Consider the following 15642-nt stretch of genomic DNA (forward strand, 5'->3'; position numbering starts at 1 on the left):
AAGCGCTCTTGCTGTCTGAATCAGGCAATCGTGCGCATGGTGCACATCAATTCGGCCTCACAGGCCATGTTGTCGTCCACGCGGGCGACCCCCTTGAACTTGAATACGCCGGCCTTGAGCCTCTCCAGTGTCACTTCCATGATCAGTTGGTCGCCCGGTTCCACCGGCCGCTTGAAACGCGCACCATCAATGCCCGCAAAGTAATACACCGTCTTCTCATCGGGCGTGATGCCCTGCATGTCAAAAGCCAGCAGGGCCGCTGCCTGCGCCATCGCTTCAAGCATCAGCACACCCGGCATCACTGGCCGGTGGGGGAAATGGCCGGTAAAAAACGGCTCGTTCATCGTGACATTTTTCAGGGCCTTGATGCGTTTGCCCTTTTCGAGTTCGAGCACCCGGTCCACCAGCAGGAAAGGGTAACGGTGCGGCAACTGCTTAAGGATTTGGTGGATGTCCATCATCATTTTTATGGGTTCTTTCGAGAAGCGATGTCTGTGGTTTGCTCCAGCACCTTGAGACGTTCACGCAATCCGTGAAGCTGTTTGAGCGTGGCGGCATTTTTTTCCCAGCTCGCATTGTCGTCGATGGGAAACAGCCCGGTGTAATGCCCAGGCTTGTGGATGGATCGCGTCACCACCGAAGCCGCCGATATATGCACGCGGTCGGCCAGGCTCAAATGCCCCAGCACCACCGCACCGCCACCCACCGTGCAGTGCGCGCCTATGGTGGCACTGCCCGCCACGCCCACACAACCAGCCAATGCAGTGTGCCTGCCGATATGCACGTTGTGGCCAATCTGGATCAGGTTGTCGAGCTTGACGCCGTCCTCGATCACCGTGTCCTGCAGCGCGCCGCGGTCAATGCAGGTGTTGGCGCCTATCTCCACATCGTTGCCAATACGGACTGCACCAAGCTGCTCGATTTTTACCCAGGTGCCCTCATGCGGCGCAAAACCGAAACCGTCGGCGCCAATGACAGCGCCGGGATGCACAACGCAGCGATCGCCGATCACGCAGCCGTCATTGACAGTCACCCGTGAAGCTAGCCGTGTTTCCCGGCCGATCCGCACGTCATCGCCAATCACACTGTGCGCGCCAATGTGCACATCTGCACCCAACACGGCACGCGCTCCGATGCAGACAAACGCACCCACGAAAATCCCTGGTGAAAGCTCAGCCGAAGGATCAATGACGGCGCTGGAATGGATTCCAGCACGGCCGGGTTGCTCGTGGCGTTTTTTCCAAAGCTGGGTGATGCGGGCGAAATAGAGATAGGGGTCGCTGACGACGATGCAGGCACCGCGCTGGGTCGCCGCCTGCTGCGCCTGGGGACTCACCACGACGCAGGCAGCCGCAGACCGGCCCAGCTTGGCCTGGTACTTGATGTGGCTCAGGAAGGTCAGTTCTGCGGGGCCGGCAGATTCAAGTGGCGCGAGCCGTTCGATCAGGAGTTCCGGATCACCCAGCAATGTGGCATCAAACTCACCAGCCAGCGATGCGACGAGGTCTCCGAGTCTGAGCGTCACACGTGGCCTGTGCCTGAACGCTTACTTGGCGGCGTTGAGTGCCTTGATGACCTTGTCCGTGATGTCATGCTTGGGGCTGGCATACACCGCCTCCTGGAGGACTAGGTCGTATTTTTCGGTCTCGGCAACCGTTTTGACCACCTTGTTGGCGCGTTCGATGACCTGCTGCAACTCTTCATTTTTGCGTGCATTGAGGTCTTCCTGAAATTCGCGACGTTTGCGCTGGAAGTCCCGATCCTGATCGACCACTTGCTTCTGGCGGGTGGCGCGCTGGCTCTCGGACAAGGTGGGCGCTTCGCGTTCAAATTTGTCTGCCAGCGTTTTAAGCTGGGTACCCAGATCGCCGAGTTCTTTTTCGCGCTTGCCAAACTCCTGCTCCAGCTTGGCCTGGGCAGCCTTGGCGCTGTTGGCTTCTCGGAAAATGCGGTCAATGTTGACAATGCCGATCTTGAACTCCTGCGCACCCACTGCACAGGTGCCCAGAGCCATCAGCACGGCCAGAAATAATTTGGATGAAAAATACTTCATTAGAACGATGTACCAATTTGGAATTGCAATCTCTGGATTCTATCTGTTGGCTTCTTGCTCAGCGGATTGGCAATCGCCAGGCGCAAAGGCCCCAACGGGGAAATCCAGCTGATGCCGATACCCACCGATGAGCGCAAGTCACCCAGGCTGTATTTGTCGTTTTCACCAAACACATTGCCGGTGTCCACAAAACCGAAGAGGCGCAAGGTCCGGTCGTTACCCGCGCCCGGGAAAGGCGCCAAAATTTCCGCGTTCAAAGTGATTTTTTTAGGTCCGCCAATGGCGTTGCCCTGGGCATCACGCGGGCCCAGCGTACCCGGTTCAAAACCGCGCACCGAACCGAGGCCGCCCGAATAGGAATTCTTGAACACCGGGAAAGGCTGGCCGTTGAGGCCTTTGCCCCAACCCACCTCCCCATTCAGGGCAATGGTGAACTGCTTGTTCAGCGGAATGTACTTCTGGACCTGGTAGTTGGCGCGCAGGAAGCGGGCATCACCGGCAATGCCCCAATCGCCATAAGCCCGCTGGAAGGTACCTTTGCTCGGAACCAGTGCGCTGTCCCGGTCGTCGCGCGACCAGCCCACCGTCAATGGGACCGTATTGCTTTTGGCACCAAAGGTACGTATGTAATCTCGATACACCTGGGGAAGGACGGCGCCTGAAATATCGATCTGCTCCAGGCCAACACCAAAATAAACCGTATCAACCTCACTGAAAGGCACGCCAAAACGCACGCTACCACCCGTCGTCTTAAGCGCGTAATCTCCGCCTTGACTGTCGTAGGGTCTGGACGTGCGTGAGTAGATATCAAATGTCCGCGATATACCGTCATTGGTGAAATAAGGGTCCACCGTGCTCAGCACAAATTGCCGATTGAATTTTCCGGTGTTGACCTCCAGGCCCAGATAGTTGCCGGTACCGAATGCATTTTCCTGTTTGAAGCCAAAAATAAACGACAGTTTTTCGGCACTGGAGAACCCCGCGCCCAATTGCAGGTTACCGGTGGGTTTTTCAACCACCGCCAGGTTCAAATCCACCTGGTCCGGCGTGCCGGGTACTTCCTGGGTGTCGATGTTGACTTCGGTGAAGTAACCCAGTCGGTCCACGCGGTCCCGAGACAGGCGGATCTTGTCGCCGTCATACCAGGACGCCTCGAACTGGCGAAATTCGCGACGAACTACTTCGTCGCGCGTTCGGTTGTTACCACCGATATTGATACGCCGTACATAGGCACGGCGCGAGGGATCGCCTTGCAGCACGAAGGCCACGCGGTTATTGACCCGATCAATCTCAGGCTTGGCGTCGACTTTGGCAAAGGCAAAACCAAAGCTGCCGTAATACTCGGTAAAAGCTTTGACAGTTTGAGCCACCAGGTCAGCGTTATAAGCGTCGCCAGGCTTGATAGTCACCAGCGACTTGAACTCTTCTTCCCGCTCCAGGAAATTGCCCTCGAGCTTCACGCCCGACACAGTGAAGCGTTCGCCTTCCGTGATGTTGAGTGTGACGGAAATATCCTGTTTGTTCGGCGAAATGGCCACCTGGGTGGAGTCGACCTTGAACTCGAGGTAACCGCGTGTCAGATAGTAGGAGCGCAGGGTTTCGATATCGGCATTGAGCTTGACGCGCGAATACTGATTGGATTTGGTGTACCAGCTGAGCCAGCTACCGGTATTGAGGTCGAACAGGCCGCGCAAGGTGGACTCGCTGAAGGCCTTGTTGCCGACGACCCGGATTTCCTTGATTTTGGCGATATCGCCTTCAATTACACTGAAAGTAACATTGACGCGGTTACGCTCAATCGGGGTCACCGTGGTCAGCACCTCCGCGCCATAAAGGCTGCGGTTGACATATTGGCGCTTAAGCTCCTGCTCAGCGCGGTCAGCCAATGCCTTGTCGAAAGGCCGGCCATCCGCCAGTCCGATGTCGCGCAGCGCCTTTTTCAGCACTTCTTTGTCAAATTCCTTGGTGCCGACGAAGTCCACATCAGCCACGGTGGGCCGCTCTTCCACAATCACCACCAGCACGTCGCCGCTGACCTCCAGGCGCACATCCTTGAACAAACCGAGTCCGAACAGCGCGCGGATGGCACTGGAGCCTTTATCGTCGTTGTAGGTCTCGCCCACCCGAAACGGCAGCGAAGCAAAAATAGTCCCAGGCTCCACACGCTGCAGACCTTCAACCCGGATATCGCGAACGGTGAAGGGATCCACGGCCCACGCTGCCTGTGCGATCAGAAAACTGGCCACCATCGCGGATATGCTGCGGAGCTTGAATCGTTTGATTTGTTTTTGCATGAAAAATATGGAATTAACCCAAAAGCCGGGTGACATCATTAAACAGGGCAACAGACATCATGCCCAGCAGAATGGCAACGCCACCGCGTTGCAACCGGTCCATCCAAGCGTCAGACACGCTCTTGCCGGTGATCGCCTCCCAAAGATAATACATCAGGTGCCCACCGTCCAGAACCGGCAGTGGCAGTAAATTCAGCACCCCCAGACTGACGCTGATCAGCGCCAGAAACAGCAGGTAAGCACTCCAGCCAATGCTGGCCGACTTGCCAGCATAGTCGGCAATCGTCAGCGGCCCGCTGAGGTTTTTCAGAGACGCCTCGCCGATCAGCATCTTGCCCATCATCTTGAGCGTCAGCACCGACACCTCCCAGGTGCGAACCGCGCCGTTCCACAGCCCATCCAGCGGCCCGTACCGCACGGTCACCAGCGCCGGCGGCGTACCGACGTAAGCGCCGATACGTCCTATCGACTGATCGCCCTCCTGACGCATCTCCGGCGTGACCTGCACCTGCAGGGCTTGCCCGCCCCGGAGGATCTGCCAGCTCTGCGCACCTTTGGAGGCGCGTATGGTTTCGCGCAGTTGCTGGCCGTCCACAATGACCCGTCCGCCGACGCGCTGGACCACATCATTGGTGCGCAAGCCCGATTTTTCTGCTGCACCGCCCGGCATGACCTCGCCAATCACCGCCTGCGTCCAGGGGCCCAGAATGCCGATCTTCCTGAAAAGTTGCGCGTCGGCATCGGCCGCGTTGAGCTGGCCCAGCGGCAGCAGCACACTGCGTGTGGCCGCGACACCGCCGCTGGTGGACTCGCCGCCGCCGTCGGTGACCTGCAGACGCACATCGCGCCCGCCCAGGGCCGCGCGGGTCAGGCGCCAGCGCAGGTCCTCGAAGGAACGAACCTCTTCCATGGATTCGCCCTCAAAGGCGGCCTGTTGAACGCGTTCGCCGCCCCGCAGACCGGCGCGCTCGGCGATGGAGCCGGCGACCGGACTGGCCAACACCGCCTGAGGCTCCTGCATGCCGCTCCAGTTGACGACGGCATACAGCACGATAGCCAGCAGCAGATTGGCGGCGGGCCCGGCGGCCACAATCGCTGCACGCGCGCCCAGCGGACGGTTGTTGAAAGCCAGATGACGCTCCGCCGGATCGACCGGGCCCTCGCGCTCGTCCAGCATCTTGACGTAGCCGCCCAGCGGCAACATGCCGATGGAAAACTCTGTCGGGCGATTCTTCAGCCGCCAGGTGTAGATCGGTTTACCAAAACCCACCGAGAACTTCAGCACCTTGACACCGCAGGCGACGGCCACGCGGTAGTGGCCATACTCATGGATGGCGATCAGGATACCGAGTGCAACAACAAAGGCGACCAGGGTCAGCATGGCAATACTCCGATCAGTTTGTCAACTTGGCGGCCAGGCTTGTCGCCACCGCGCGCGACTGCTGGTCCAGTGCCAGCAGGTCGCCGATGCCGCAAATACAGGGCGCAGTGACTGCATCAAGCGTCGCGCGATTCACGGCATGAATCTGGTCAAAGCGTATCCGTTTTTCAAGAAAGGCGGCGACGGCCACTTCATTGGCCGCATTGAGCACCGCCGTAGTGCCTGCGGGCGCGTCGAGCACTTCCCAAGCCAGCGGCAGGCCGGGAAACAGGGCGTCGTCGGGGACCGAGAAAGTCATGGTGGCAAGCGCGCGAAAGTCGAGCGCCGGGGCGCCCGAGCTGATGCGCCCCGGCCAGGCCAGGCCGTAGGCAATGGGAACCCGCATGTCGGGTGTGCCGAGCTGGGCCATCACCGAGGTGTCGCGATACTGCACCATGGAATGGATGATGCTCTGCGGGTGAATCACCACCTCGATCTGCGCTGGCGTCAAGCCGAACAGGAAACGCGCCTCGATCACCTCGAGCGCCTTGTTCATCATGGTGGCCGAGTCCACCGAAATCTTCCGGCCCATGACCCAGTTCGGGTGGGCGCAGGCCTCGTCCGGCGTGACATCGCGCAGGCTGGCCGGCGTGCGCGTGCGAAACGGCCCACCGGACGCCGTCAGGATGATCTTGTCGATACGTTCGGCCCAAGCCGCCGGATCTTCGGGCAGGGACTGAAAGATGGCTGAATGCTCGCTGTCAATAGGGAGCAGTTGTGCCCCTCCCTCGCGCACCGCCTGCATGAACACCTCGCCGCCCACCACCAGGGCTTCCTTGTTGGCCAGCAGCAGGCGTTTGCCGGCATGAGCGGCCGCCATGCAGGCGCGCAGACCTGCAGCGCCGACGATGGCCGCCATCACAATGTCGACACGCTCGTCAGACGCTATGGTTTCGAGAGCATCTTCTCCAAGCAGGACATGGGTTGAGAGTCCATTTGCCTTCAACTTCTCAGCCAGATTGCGACCGTGCGGCGTGCTCGCCATGACAGCATAACTCGGCCTGAAGCGCAGGCATTGCGCCAGCATCAATTCGGTTTGCGTGGAGGCGCTGAGGGCGAACACCTCGAAGCGGTCCGGATGGCCGGCGATCACGTCGAGTGTGTTGGCGCCGACCGACCCGGTCGAGCCCAAAACCGTGACCCTCTGTTTTTTCATGGCGAATCGAGCGACGCCGGGCCGCCCCAAAGCGCGAGCCCCCAGCCGGGGGGCGGCGGAGTATGCAAAGCGACAAGCGTGGGAGCCATATCTCAGACCGTGACCAGCATCAAGGCCAGCGGCAGCACCGGCACCAGCGCATCGACGCGGTCCAGCACGCCGCCGTGGCCAGGCAACAGACCGCTGGAATCCTTGGCGCCGGCACTGCGCTTGACCAGGGACTCGACCAGGTCGCCGACCACGCTGAAGGCGGCGAGAAAAATCATGGCCAGCAGAGTCACCGGCAGGCCGTACTGCGCGGCCAGCCGCGCGTAAAGACTCTGCCCGGTGCTGTCCAGCGCCACCCAGGCGATGCAAAGCACCAGCACGCCCACCATGCCGCCCCAGACACCCTCCCAGCTTTTGCCCGGACTGATGGCCGGCGCCAGTTTGCCTTTGCTGAAACGCCCGCCCAAGCCTTTGCCGGCAAAGTAGGCGCCGATATCGGCCACCCAGACCAGCAGCAGCAGCGACAGCAGGAACTCGATGCCAATAACGCGTGCCTGCGCCACCGCCAGCCAAGCCAGCCACAGGGCCAGCACGCCCACCACCAGGCGCAGTGTTCGCGGAATGCGCGGCCACCCGGCCACACCACTGCGCAGCAGCCAGGCGCCGACCAGCACCCAGGCTGCGCCTGCCAGCCGCCACAGCAGCGGCAGAGGCTGATCGAGCATGCCGAGGTCCCAAGACATGGCGCACAGCACCACACAGGCGAAGCCGGCGACCAGCGAGGCAATAGGACCGTAGCCGTTCAGGCGCCCCCACTCCCAGGCGCCGGCAGCAATCAGCACCACGGCGAGGACAGAAAACGGAATCGGTGTCGGGTAAAACAGTGCCGGCAGCAAAATGGCCAGCAGCACGATGGCGGTGATCACGCGTTGCTTGAGCATCAGGCGGCCTTCACGGTGGTTTTTTTGGGGCCGGGGGTGATCTGGCCGGACGTCTTGCCGAAGCGCCGCTCACGGCTGGCATAAACGGCAATCGCTTCATCGAGCGCAGTATCGTCAAAATCAGGCCAGAGTTTGTCGGAGAAATGCAGCTCGGAATACGCCGCCTGCCAGAGCAGAAAATTGCTGATACGCAGCTCGCCGCCGGTGCGTATCACCAGGTCCGGGTCCGGCACATGGGCCAGGGACAGCGCGCGGTCCAGTGCCATCTCGGTGATTTCCTGGCCGCCGGCGGCCAGCTTGCGCGCGGCCTGGGCGATGTCCCAGCGTCCGCCGTAGTTGAAACACACATTGAGGACCAGGCGGTTGTTGTCTGCCGTCGCCGCCTCGGCCTGCACCAGCCCTGCCCGAACCTTGTCTGAGAGCTGCTGGCGCTCGCCCACAAAATGCAGTTGCACGCCGTTGGCCTTGAGTGAGGGAACCTCGCGCGCCAGCGACAGCGCCAGCAGCTCCATCAGGCCGGAGACTTCCTCGGCTGGACGGTTCCAATTTTCGGATGAAAACGCAAACACGGTTAGTACAGCGATGCCGCGTGCCATGCAGGCTTTCACGCAACGGCTCAGCGCGCTCACGCCCTGTTGATGGCCGGCCACGCGCGGCAAAAAACGTTTGGTCGCCCAGCGGCCGTTGCCGTCCATCACGATGGCAAGGTGGTGCGGAACGGTAGTGAGGCTTGGAGCGATCATGTCAGCGATCAGTCGCTGCGCTGAGCGAGCGTGGGGACGGTCTTTTCAAGCAGGGGCCGCGGAACCGGCTTCGCCGGGCCGCAGGCGCAGCGGCCCCCTCGAGGGGCAGAGAGCTACGCGGAGCGAGCGAACGTGGGGGCAATCTACACCGCCATGATGTCTTGTTCCTTGCCAGCGACCAGCTTGTCGACATCTGCAATAAAACGGTCGGTGGATTTCTGGACCTCATCATGGGCGCGGCGCTCGTCGTCTTCCGAGGCCAGCTTTTCCTTGACGAGTTTCTTGACGCCGTCGTTGGCGTCACGGCGCAGGTTGCGGATCGCGACCTTGGCATGTTCGCCCTCTCCCCGCACGATTTTGGTCAGCTCCTTGCGGCGCTCTTCGGTCATGGCGGGCATCGGCACGCGAATCAGGTCGCCCTGGGTGGCTGGATTGAGCCCGAGGTCGGAATCACGGATGGCTTTTTCAATCTTGGCGCCCATGCCCTTTTCCCAGGGCGACACGCTGATGGTGCGTGCATCGAGCAGCGAGACATTGGCCACCTGGCTGATCGGCACCATGGCGCCGTAGTAGTCCACCTGGACGGTGTCCAGCAGGCCGGGGTTGGCGCGGCCGGTGCGTATCTTGGTCAGCGACTGCTTGAAGGATTCCAGCGACTGCTGCATTTTCTGCTCGGTGCTGCTCTTGATATCAGTAATGCTCATGATGGAGTCTCCGGAGGAATCTTGTTTTTGCAAAAGTTGCGAAGGGCCGCAGCGGCCCGAAGTCTCAGACGTGAACCAGCGTTCCCTCGTCCTCACCCTGCACCACGCGCTTGAGGGCGCCGTGTTTGAAAATGCTGAAGATCTTGATCGGCAGCTTCTGGTCGCGGCACAGCGCGAAGGCCGTGGCGTCCATCACTTCCAGGTTCTTGCCGATGACCTCGTCAAACGTGATGTTGGTGTAACGCGTTGCCGACGGGTCTTTCTTCGGATCGGCGCTGTAGACACCATCCACCTTGGTGGCTTTGAGCACGATTTCCGCGCCAATTTCCGCGCCACGCAGGGCGGCAGCGGTGTCGGTCGTGAAAAACGGATTGCCGGTTCCGGCTGCAAAAATCACGACCTTGCCTTCTTCCAGGTATTGCAGCGCCTTGGGCCGAACATAAGGCTCGACGATACGCTCGATGCCGATGGCCGACATGACACGCGGCGTGAGGCCGGCCTTGTCCATGGTATCGCCCAGGGCCAGCGCATTCATCACGGTGGCCAGCATGCCCATGTAGTCAGCCGTGGCGCGGTCCATGCCGACCGAGCCGCCCGCCACACCGCGAAAAATGTTGCCGCCGCCGATCACGACGGCGACTTCCACACCCATGCGCGTGACCTCGGCAATTTCCTCAACCATGCGCACAATCGTCGCGCGGTTGATGCCGAAGGCATCGTCTCCCATCAAGGCTTCACCTGAAAGTTTCAACAAGATTCGCTTGTAGGCTGGCATGAGGGAAGTTCCTGTCGTTTTTATGGGCGTAAGTTTAGCGGCCTTCCGGGTCAATGGGGCAGGATCAGCCTTTGGCGGCGGCGATCTGGGCAGCCACTTCGGCAGCGAAATCGTCCACCTTTTTCTCGATGCCTTCGCCAACGACGTACAGGGTGAAAGACTTCACGCTGGTGCCTTTTTCCTTGAGCATCTGCTCGACGGTCTGCTTGTCGTTCTTGACGAAGGACTGGTTGAACAGGCTGACTTCCTTGAGGTACTTCTGCACGCCGCCTTCGATACGCTTGGCAACAATTTCGGGAGACTGCACCGGTTTGCCGGCGGCAGTTGCCACAGCCGCGTCTTCGGCGGCCTTGGCGGCAGCCACGGAACGCTCACGCGCCACCAGTTCGGCCGGCACCTGGTCGCCAGACAGCGACACCGGTTTCATGGCGGCCACATGCATGGCCACATCCTTGGCGGCGGTCTCGTCGCCGTCAAACTCGACCACCACGCCGATGCGCGTGCCGTGCAGGTAAGAAGCCAGCGCGCTGCCTTCGAAACGCTTGAAGCGGCGCACCGACATGTTCTCGCCGATCTTGCCGATCAGGCCCTTGCGAACGTCTTCCACCGTCGGGCCGAAACCGTCCAGGCTCAGGGGCATAGCACCGACAGCGGCAACGTCCGCGGGGTTGTTGTTGACGATACCCTTGGCGACCGCGTCGGTGAAAGCCAGAAAGCTGTCGTTCTTGGTGACAAAGTCGGTTTCGCAGTTGATCTCGACCAGCGCGCCGGTGCCGCCTTCGCTGTGATAAGCGATCACGCCCTCAGCGGTGATGCGGGAAGCGGCCTTGCCAGCCTTGTTGCCCAGCTTGACGCGCAGGATTTCCTCGGCTTTTTCGAAATTGCCTTCGGCTTCGGTCAGGGCTTTCTTGCACTCCATCATCGGTGCGTCGGTTTTTGCGCGCAGTTCTGCGACCATGCTTGCTGTGATTGCCATCTTCGGTTCTCCGTGTGTCGTGTTGACTTCAAATAAATACAGGTGCCTTTGGACAAGGCTGTAAAAAAGGGGCTACGCGAGCCCCTTTTTCGCGTCAGGCGCAGGGCCGGGCCGATCAGGCAGCGGCGTTTTCCACTTCGACGAATTCGTCGGTGCTTTCGGCGGAAACCATCTTGACGACTTCATTGCCGGCGCTAGCGCGGCCTTCGATGATGGCGTCGGCGATGCCGCGTGCATACAGGGCCACCGCCTTGGACGAGTCGTCGTTGCCGGGGATCACGTAGTCGATGCCGATGGGCGAGTGGTTGGAGTCAACCACGCCGATCAGCGGGATGCCCAGCTTCTTGGCTTCCAGGATGCAGATGTTGTGGAAGCCCACGTCGATCACGAAAATCGCGTCAGGCAACGCATTCATGTCCTGGATGCCGCCTATGTCTTTTTCCAGCTTTTCCATTTCGCGCTTGAAGGTCAGCTGCTCTTTCTTGCTCAGGGAGTCAAGGCCAACTTCCTGCTGGGCCTTCATTTCCTTGAGGCGCTTGATCGAGGTCTTGACCGTCTTGAAGTTGGTCAGCATGCCGCCCAGCCAGCGCTGATCGACAAAAGGCACGCCGGCGCGTTTGGCTTCAGCGGAAACCAGTTCACGGGCCTGGCGCTTGGTACCAACCATCAAAATGGTGCCGCGGTTGGCGGACAGTTGCTTGGCGAACTTCATCGCGTCCTCGAACATCGGGAGCGATTTTTCGAGGTTGATGATGTGGATACGGTTGCGATGGCCGAAGATATACGGGGCCATCTTGGGATTCCAGAAGCGGGTTTGGTGACCGAAATGGACGCCGGCTTCCAGCATTTCACGCATGCTTGTTGACATAGAGATACTCCAAAGGTTGTGTCTAAAATCAGCGCTTATCGCCTGAAGGGCTCATTTGCATAAGTCCCGAAGGCAACACCTTGAACGGCTGATTTGCGATTTATTGCGCGAACGGCCGGACAGCCTTTCGTACAACCCGCTGAGTATAACATCCCGCCACCTGAGCAGGGCCACCGGACCGCCCGCCATATGGGGGAGGCCCACCCAAGCCATCGTCCCGCCCGTTTCATCCTTACTATAAAAAAGATAGCTGTCCATGCCCGTCTGACATGGGCTACGACTCGATTTAACCAGGAAACCATGCCTTCTCCCCTGACCCCCTCGATTTCTCCCGGTAGACGCCGGCTCAGGCCGTGAAAGTCGCCGTCATAGGCGCCGGCGTCATCGGCATCACCACCGCCTGGGAACTGGCCATGGACGGCCATGAAGTCACCGTGTTCGAGCGCCGCGGTGCTGCTGCTGAGGAAGGCAGCTTCGCAAACGCCGGCGTGGTCGCGCCCGGCTACGTCACCCCCTGGGCCGCGCCGGGCATGCCTCGCAAGGTGCTCAGCCACCTGTTCAGTCGCCACGCCCCGGTCGCACTGGGCCTGCCACTGTCCGGCAGCGAGCTGGCCTGGATCTGGAAATGGTGGCGCGCCTGCCGGCTGGAGACCTACCTCGCCAACCGCGCCCGGCTGCAGCGCCTGGCTTTTTACAGCCGGGAACGCCTGCACCAGATCACCGCCGACCGGCAGCTCGAGTACGACCGCAGCCCCGGTTACCTGGTGCTGCTGCGTGGCGAAGCCGACGCCCGCATGGTGGAGCCCGGCCTGCAGGTGCTGCGCGACGCCGGCGTCAGCTTCCGGCAGATCGGTAGCGACGAGGCACGCAAGATCGAGCCGGCCTTGAACCCGGACACGGGCTTGCTGGGCGCGGTGCACCTGCCCGATGACGAAGTCGCCAACTGCCGCCAGTTTGCGCTGCTGCTCAAGACCGACGCCCAGCGACTGGGTGTCAATTTCGAGTTCAACAAAGCAGTAGCCCATATGGATAGTAAGCAGTCAGCTACTTTTTTGATAGCAGGTGAGACCACCCCGCGCAGTTTCGACGCGGTGGTGCTGTGTGCCAGCCTGGCGTCGGCGCGTCTCCTCAGGCCGCTAGGCCTGAAGATTCCGCTTGCGGCGGTGTACGGCTACTCGATCAGCGCGCCGATCCGCGAGCCGCTGAACGCGCCGCGCAGCGCACTGATGGACGAACGCTACAAGGTCGCCATCTCGCGGCTGGGCAACCGCGTGCGCGTCGCGGGCAGTGCAGAGATCGGCGGCTGCCCCGACAAAAAACGCGCGGCCTCGGTGCAGACGCTGTACAAGGTGCTGCAAGACTGGTTTCCGGGTGCAGCCCACACATCAAACACAGGCGCCAGCGTGCAGGAATGGAAAGGCGCCCGCCCCATGCTGCCGGACGGCCCGCCCATCATCGGTGCCAGCGGCCTGCCTGGCCTGTGGCTCAACCTGGGCCATGGCTCCAGCGGCTGGGCCCTCAGTTGTGGCAGCGCCAGAGCAGTCGCTGACCTAGTGGGCGGCATAACGCCAGCAATAGACATGGACGGGTTCGACGTCGGGCGACTCACGCGCTAACAACGCAAAAATCGCACAATCGGGCCATGCAAAAACTCTCCACCGCCCTCACCCTTCCGCTGTATGGCGTGGCTGCGACCCGCCGGCTGGAGCAGCAGGCTGCAGCGGCGCTGCCCCCGCACACACTGATGCAGCGAGCAGGGCTGGCTGCGGCACGTCTCACGCTGGCGCTGGCGCCGCATGCGCAGCAAGTCTGGATCGCCTGCGGGACCGGCAACAATGGTGGTGACGGCCTGGAAGCAGCCATGCACCTGCACCAGGGGGGGAAAACCGTCACGGTCACCTGGTTGGGCGAACGAAACGAACGCGCGGGCAAGCTACCCGCCGACGCGCTGGCCTCGCTGCAGCTGGCACGCGCTGCGGGCGTGCCATTTGCCGACACCCCGCCGCCGGACTGGGACTTCGCCATCGATGCCCTGCTGGGCATAGGTGGCACGCCGCAAGCCAGCGGAGTACCCACAGGACCACTGGATCAGTGGCTGCACCTCCTGCGCAGCAGCCGTCAGCCCGTGCTGGCACTCGACATCCCGAGCGGCCTGGAGGCCGACAGGGGCACCGACATAGCTCCTGAATTCATAGCTGCTCACCCCTACCAGGAAAGGGCTGGAGCCCGATTTTGCTTGAGCTTTTTGACCTTGAAGCCAGGTTTATTCACCGCCGCCGGTCGCGACCTGGCAGGCCAGGTCTGGTGGGATGACTTGAGCATTGCCGCACTGCCCGACCTGACGCCCGACGCCTGGCTGGCGGGACAGGACCGCACCGGCACCTTCGGCCGCGACCGAGCCCGCCACCTCAGCCACAAGGGCACATTCGGCGATGTGGCCATCGTCGGCGGCGCGTCCGCAGGCACAAGCCACATGGCTGGCGCTGCCTTGCTGGCCGGCCGTGCGGCCCTGCATGCCGGCGCCGGCCGGGTGTTTGTCGCCCTGCTCGGTAGCCCAAGCCTGACGGTGGACCCGCAGCAACCGGAGCTGATGTTTCGCAGCCTGGACGCCCTGGACCTGGCTGAGCAGGTCGTGGTTTGCGGTTGCGGCGGCGGCGATGCAGTCGCCACTGTACTGCCCAAAATCCTGTCGAGAGCAAAAGCCCTGGTACTCGACGCCGATGGTCTCAACGCGGTGGCAAGCGACACATCCCTGCGAGCCCTGCTCCGCACCCGCGCCGCCCGGGGCTGGCACACCATCCTGAGTCCGCACCCGCTCGAGGCCGCGCGCCTGCTGGGCAGCACCACGGCAGCCGTGCAGGCGGATCGCCTGGATGCGGCAAACCGGGTGGCGGCACAATTTCAGTGTGTCGTGCTGCTCAAGGGATCGGGCACGGTAATCACCGCCCCCGGGGAAATTCCGGTGATCAACCCCACCGGCAATGCGCGTCTGGCCACGGCCGGCACCGGCGATGTGCTCGCCGGCATGCTGGGCGCCGCCTTGGCCGCCGGGCTGCCGGCCTTTGAGGCCGCCTGCAGAACGGTGTTCCGACATGGCCAACTGGCCGATGACTGGACGACCAGCCACCCGGGACAGGTGCTGACTGCTTGCCTGTTAGCCCAGGATCATCAGCCCGATCTGCAGCAGCAACAGCAGCACCAGCGCTGACAGGTCCACGCCGCCAATCTGCGGAATCACCCGACGCAACGGCGCCAGTAAGGGCTCGGTCAGGCGGCCCAGCAGGACATACATCGCCGAGCCGGGCTGCACCCAGGAAATGATGGCAAACGCCAGCACGGCCACAAAGGCCACCTGCAGGGCGACACGCAGCAGCATCTTCAGCGCGGCAAGCAGCAGCGCCGGCAGCAGCATGACATTCAGGTCCACCATGCCCTCGAGACCACCCGACAGCGCACCGATCAGCAGCGCGCTCAGCAGGGCGAACAGAAGCGCCAGCACAAAAGCAGCCAGCACGCTGGCCCAGTCCACACGCGACTGCGCCACCGCTTTGGGCAGCACACGCCGCAGGGGCTTGACGAGCCAGTCGCTCACGGCCATCACGAAGGTGCCGGGCTGGGCGCGCATGTTGATGCGCTGGTAGTTCATCCAGGCGCGCAGCAAGGCCGCTCCGATCAGCACGAAGAAAAGCGTCTCAAGCAAAAAGGCCAGAATACGGATCAGCAT

General features: G+C 61.8%; 15 protein-coding genes. 2 read left to right on the forward strand and 13 right to left on the reverse strand.

Translation table 11 applies throughout. The annotated features are described in order from the left end of the window. Nucleotides 1-20 precede the first annotated feature (20 nt). The 12 genes from fabZ to rpsB all read right to left on the reverse strand — a co-directional run bounded on the left by fabZ (nt 21) and on the right by rpsB (nt 11918). Nucleotides 21-461 carry a 3-hydroxyacyl-ACP dehydratase FabZ gene (gene fabZ / locus IEX16_RS10185; protein WP_188708376.1) on the reverse strand — a complete coding sequence of 147 codons (441 nt, stop codon included), beginning with the start codon at nt 459-461 and terminating at the stop codon, nt 21-23. Between the two features lie 5 nt (nt 462-466). Beyond that, nucleotides 467-1525, reverse strand: a complete 1059-nt coding sequence (gene lpxD / locus IEX16_RS10190) for a UDP-3-O-(3-hydroxymyristoyl)glucosamine N-acyltransferase (protein ID WP_188708377.1) — start codon at nt 1523-1525, stop codon at nt 467-469. 21 nt (nt 1526-1546) lie between these two features. Beyond that, entirely contained in the window at nt 1547-2053 is a 507-nt protein-coding gene (locus tag IEX16_RS10195) for an OmpH/Skp family outer membrane protein (RefSeq protein ID WP_188708378.1), read from the reverse strand. Beyond that, entirely contained in the window at nt 2053-4347 is a 2295-nt protein-coding gene (gene bamA / locus IEX16_RS10200; protein ID WP_188708379.1) for an outer membrane protein assembly factor BamA, read from the reverse strand. The genes IEX16_RS10195 and bamA overlap by 1 nt, the downstream gene beginning before the upstream one ends. Before the next feature lie 13 nt (nt 4348-4360). After that, nucleotides 4361-5728: an RIP metalloprotease RseP gene (rseP, locus tag IEX16_RS10205; RefSeq protein ID WP_188708380.1), complete on the reverse strand. Its 1368-nt coding sequence runs from the start codon at nt 5726-5728 to the stop codon at nt 4361-4363. 13 nt (nt 5729-5741) lie between these two features. Next, nucleotides 5742-6923 carry a 1-deoxy-D-xylulose-5-phosphate reductoisomerase gene (locus IEX16_RS10210; RefSeq protein WP_188708381.1) on the reverse strand — a complete coding sequence of 394 codons (1182 nt, stop codon included), beginning with the start codon at nt 6921-6923 and terminating at the stop codon, nt 5742-5744. A gap of 92 nt (nt 6924-7015) precedes the next feature. Then, the gene (locus IEX16_RS10215; RefSeq protein WP_188708382.1) at nt 7016-7852 is read right to left on the reverse strand and encodes a phosphatidate cytidylyltransferase; all 837 of its coding nucleotides are present in this window, start codon (nt 7850-7852) and stop codon (nt 7016-7018) included. Further along, nucleotides 7852-8595 carry a polyprenyl diphosphate synthase gene (uppS, locus tag IEX16_RS10220; RefSeq protein ID WP_188708383.1) on the reverse strand — a complete coding sequence of 248 codons (744 nt, stop codon included), beginning with the start codon at nt 8593-8595 and terminating at the stop codon, nt 7852-7854. The genes IEX16_RS10215 and uppS overlap by 1 nt, the downstream gene beginning before the upstream one ends. Nucleotides 8596-8738: 143 nt before the next feature. After that, on the reverse strand, nt 8739-9299 hold the full coding sequence (frr, locus tag IEX16_RS10225) for a ribosome recycling factor (RefSeq protein WP_188708384.1): 561 nt from the start codon (nt 9297-9299) through the stop codon (nt 8739-8741). Nucleotides 9300-9363: 64 nt separating this feature from the next. Next, a complete protein-coding gene (pyrH, locus tag IEX16_RS10230; RefSeq protein WP_188708385.1) occupies nt 9364-10074 on the reverse strand; it encodes a UMP kinase in 711 nt (236 codons plus the stop codon). 64 nt (nt 10075-10138) lie between these two features. After that, on the reverse strand, nt 10139-11050 hold the full coding sequence (gene tsf / locus IEX16_RS10235) for a translation elongation factor Ts (protein WP_188708386.1): 912 nt from the start codon (nt 11048-11050) through the stop codon (nt 10139-10141). Nucleotides 11051-11165: 115 nt separating this feature from the next. Continuing rightward, nucleotides 11166-11918: a 30S ribosomal protein S2 gene (gene rpsB, locus IEX16_RS10240; protein ID WP_188708387.1), complete on the reverse strand. Its 753-nt coding sequence runs from the start codon at nt 11916-11918 to the stop codon at nt 11166-11168. 353 nt (nt 11919-12271) lie between these two features. Here rpsB and IEX16_RS10245 point away from each other — a divergent pair, with 353 nt between their 5' ends. Both IEX16_RS10245 and IEX16_RS10250 read left to right on the forward strand, forming a co-directional pair. After that, the gene (locus IEX16_RS10245) at nt 12272-13534 is read left to right on the forward strand and encodes a D-amino acid dehydrogenase (RefSeq protein ID WP_188708388.1); all 1263 of its coding nucleotides are present in this window, start codon (nt 12272-12274) and stop codon (nt 13532-13534) included. Nucleotides 13535-13560: 26 nt separating this feature from the next. After that, the gene (locus IEX16_RS10250; protein ID WP_188708389.1) at nt 13561-15126 is read left to right on the forward strand and encodes an NAD(P)H-hydrate dehydratase; all 1566 of its coding nucleotides are present in this window, start codon (nt 13561-13563) and stop codon (nt 15124-15126) included. Here IEX16_RS10250 and IEX16_RS10255 read toward each other — a convergent pair. After that, nucleotides 15073-15642, reverse strand: coding sequence for a YggT family protein (locus tag IEX16_RS10255; RefSeq protein WP_188708390.1), 570 nt, complete (start codon nt 15640-15642; stop codon nt 15073-15075). The two genes, IEX16_RS10250 and IEX16_RS10255, sit on opposite strands and share 54 nt — an antisense overlap.

The sequence above is a fragment of the Polaromonas eurypsychrophila genome (genome assembly GCF_014641715.1).
GTDB lineage: Bacteria > Pseudomonadota > Gammaproteobacteria > Burkholderiales > Burkholderiaceae_C > Polaromonas > Polaromonas eurypsychrophila.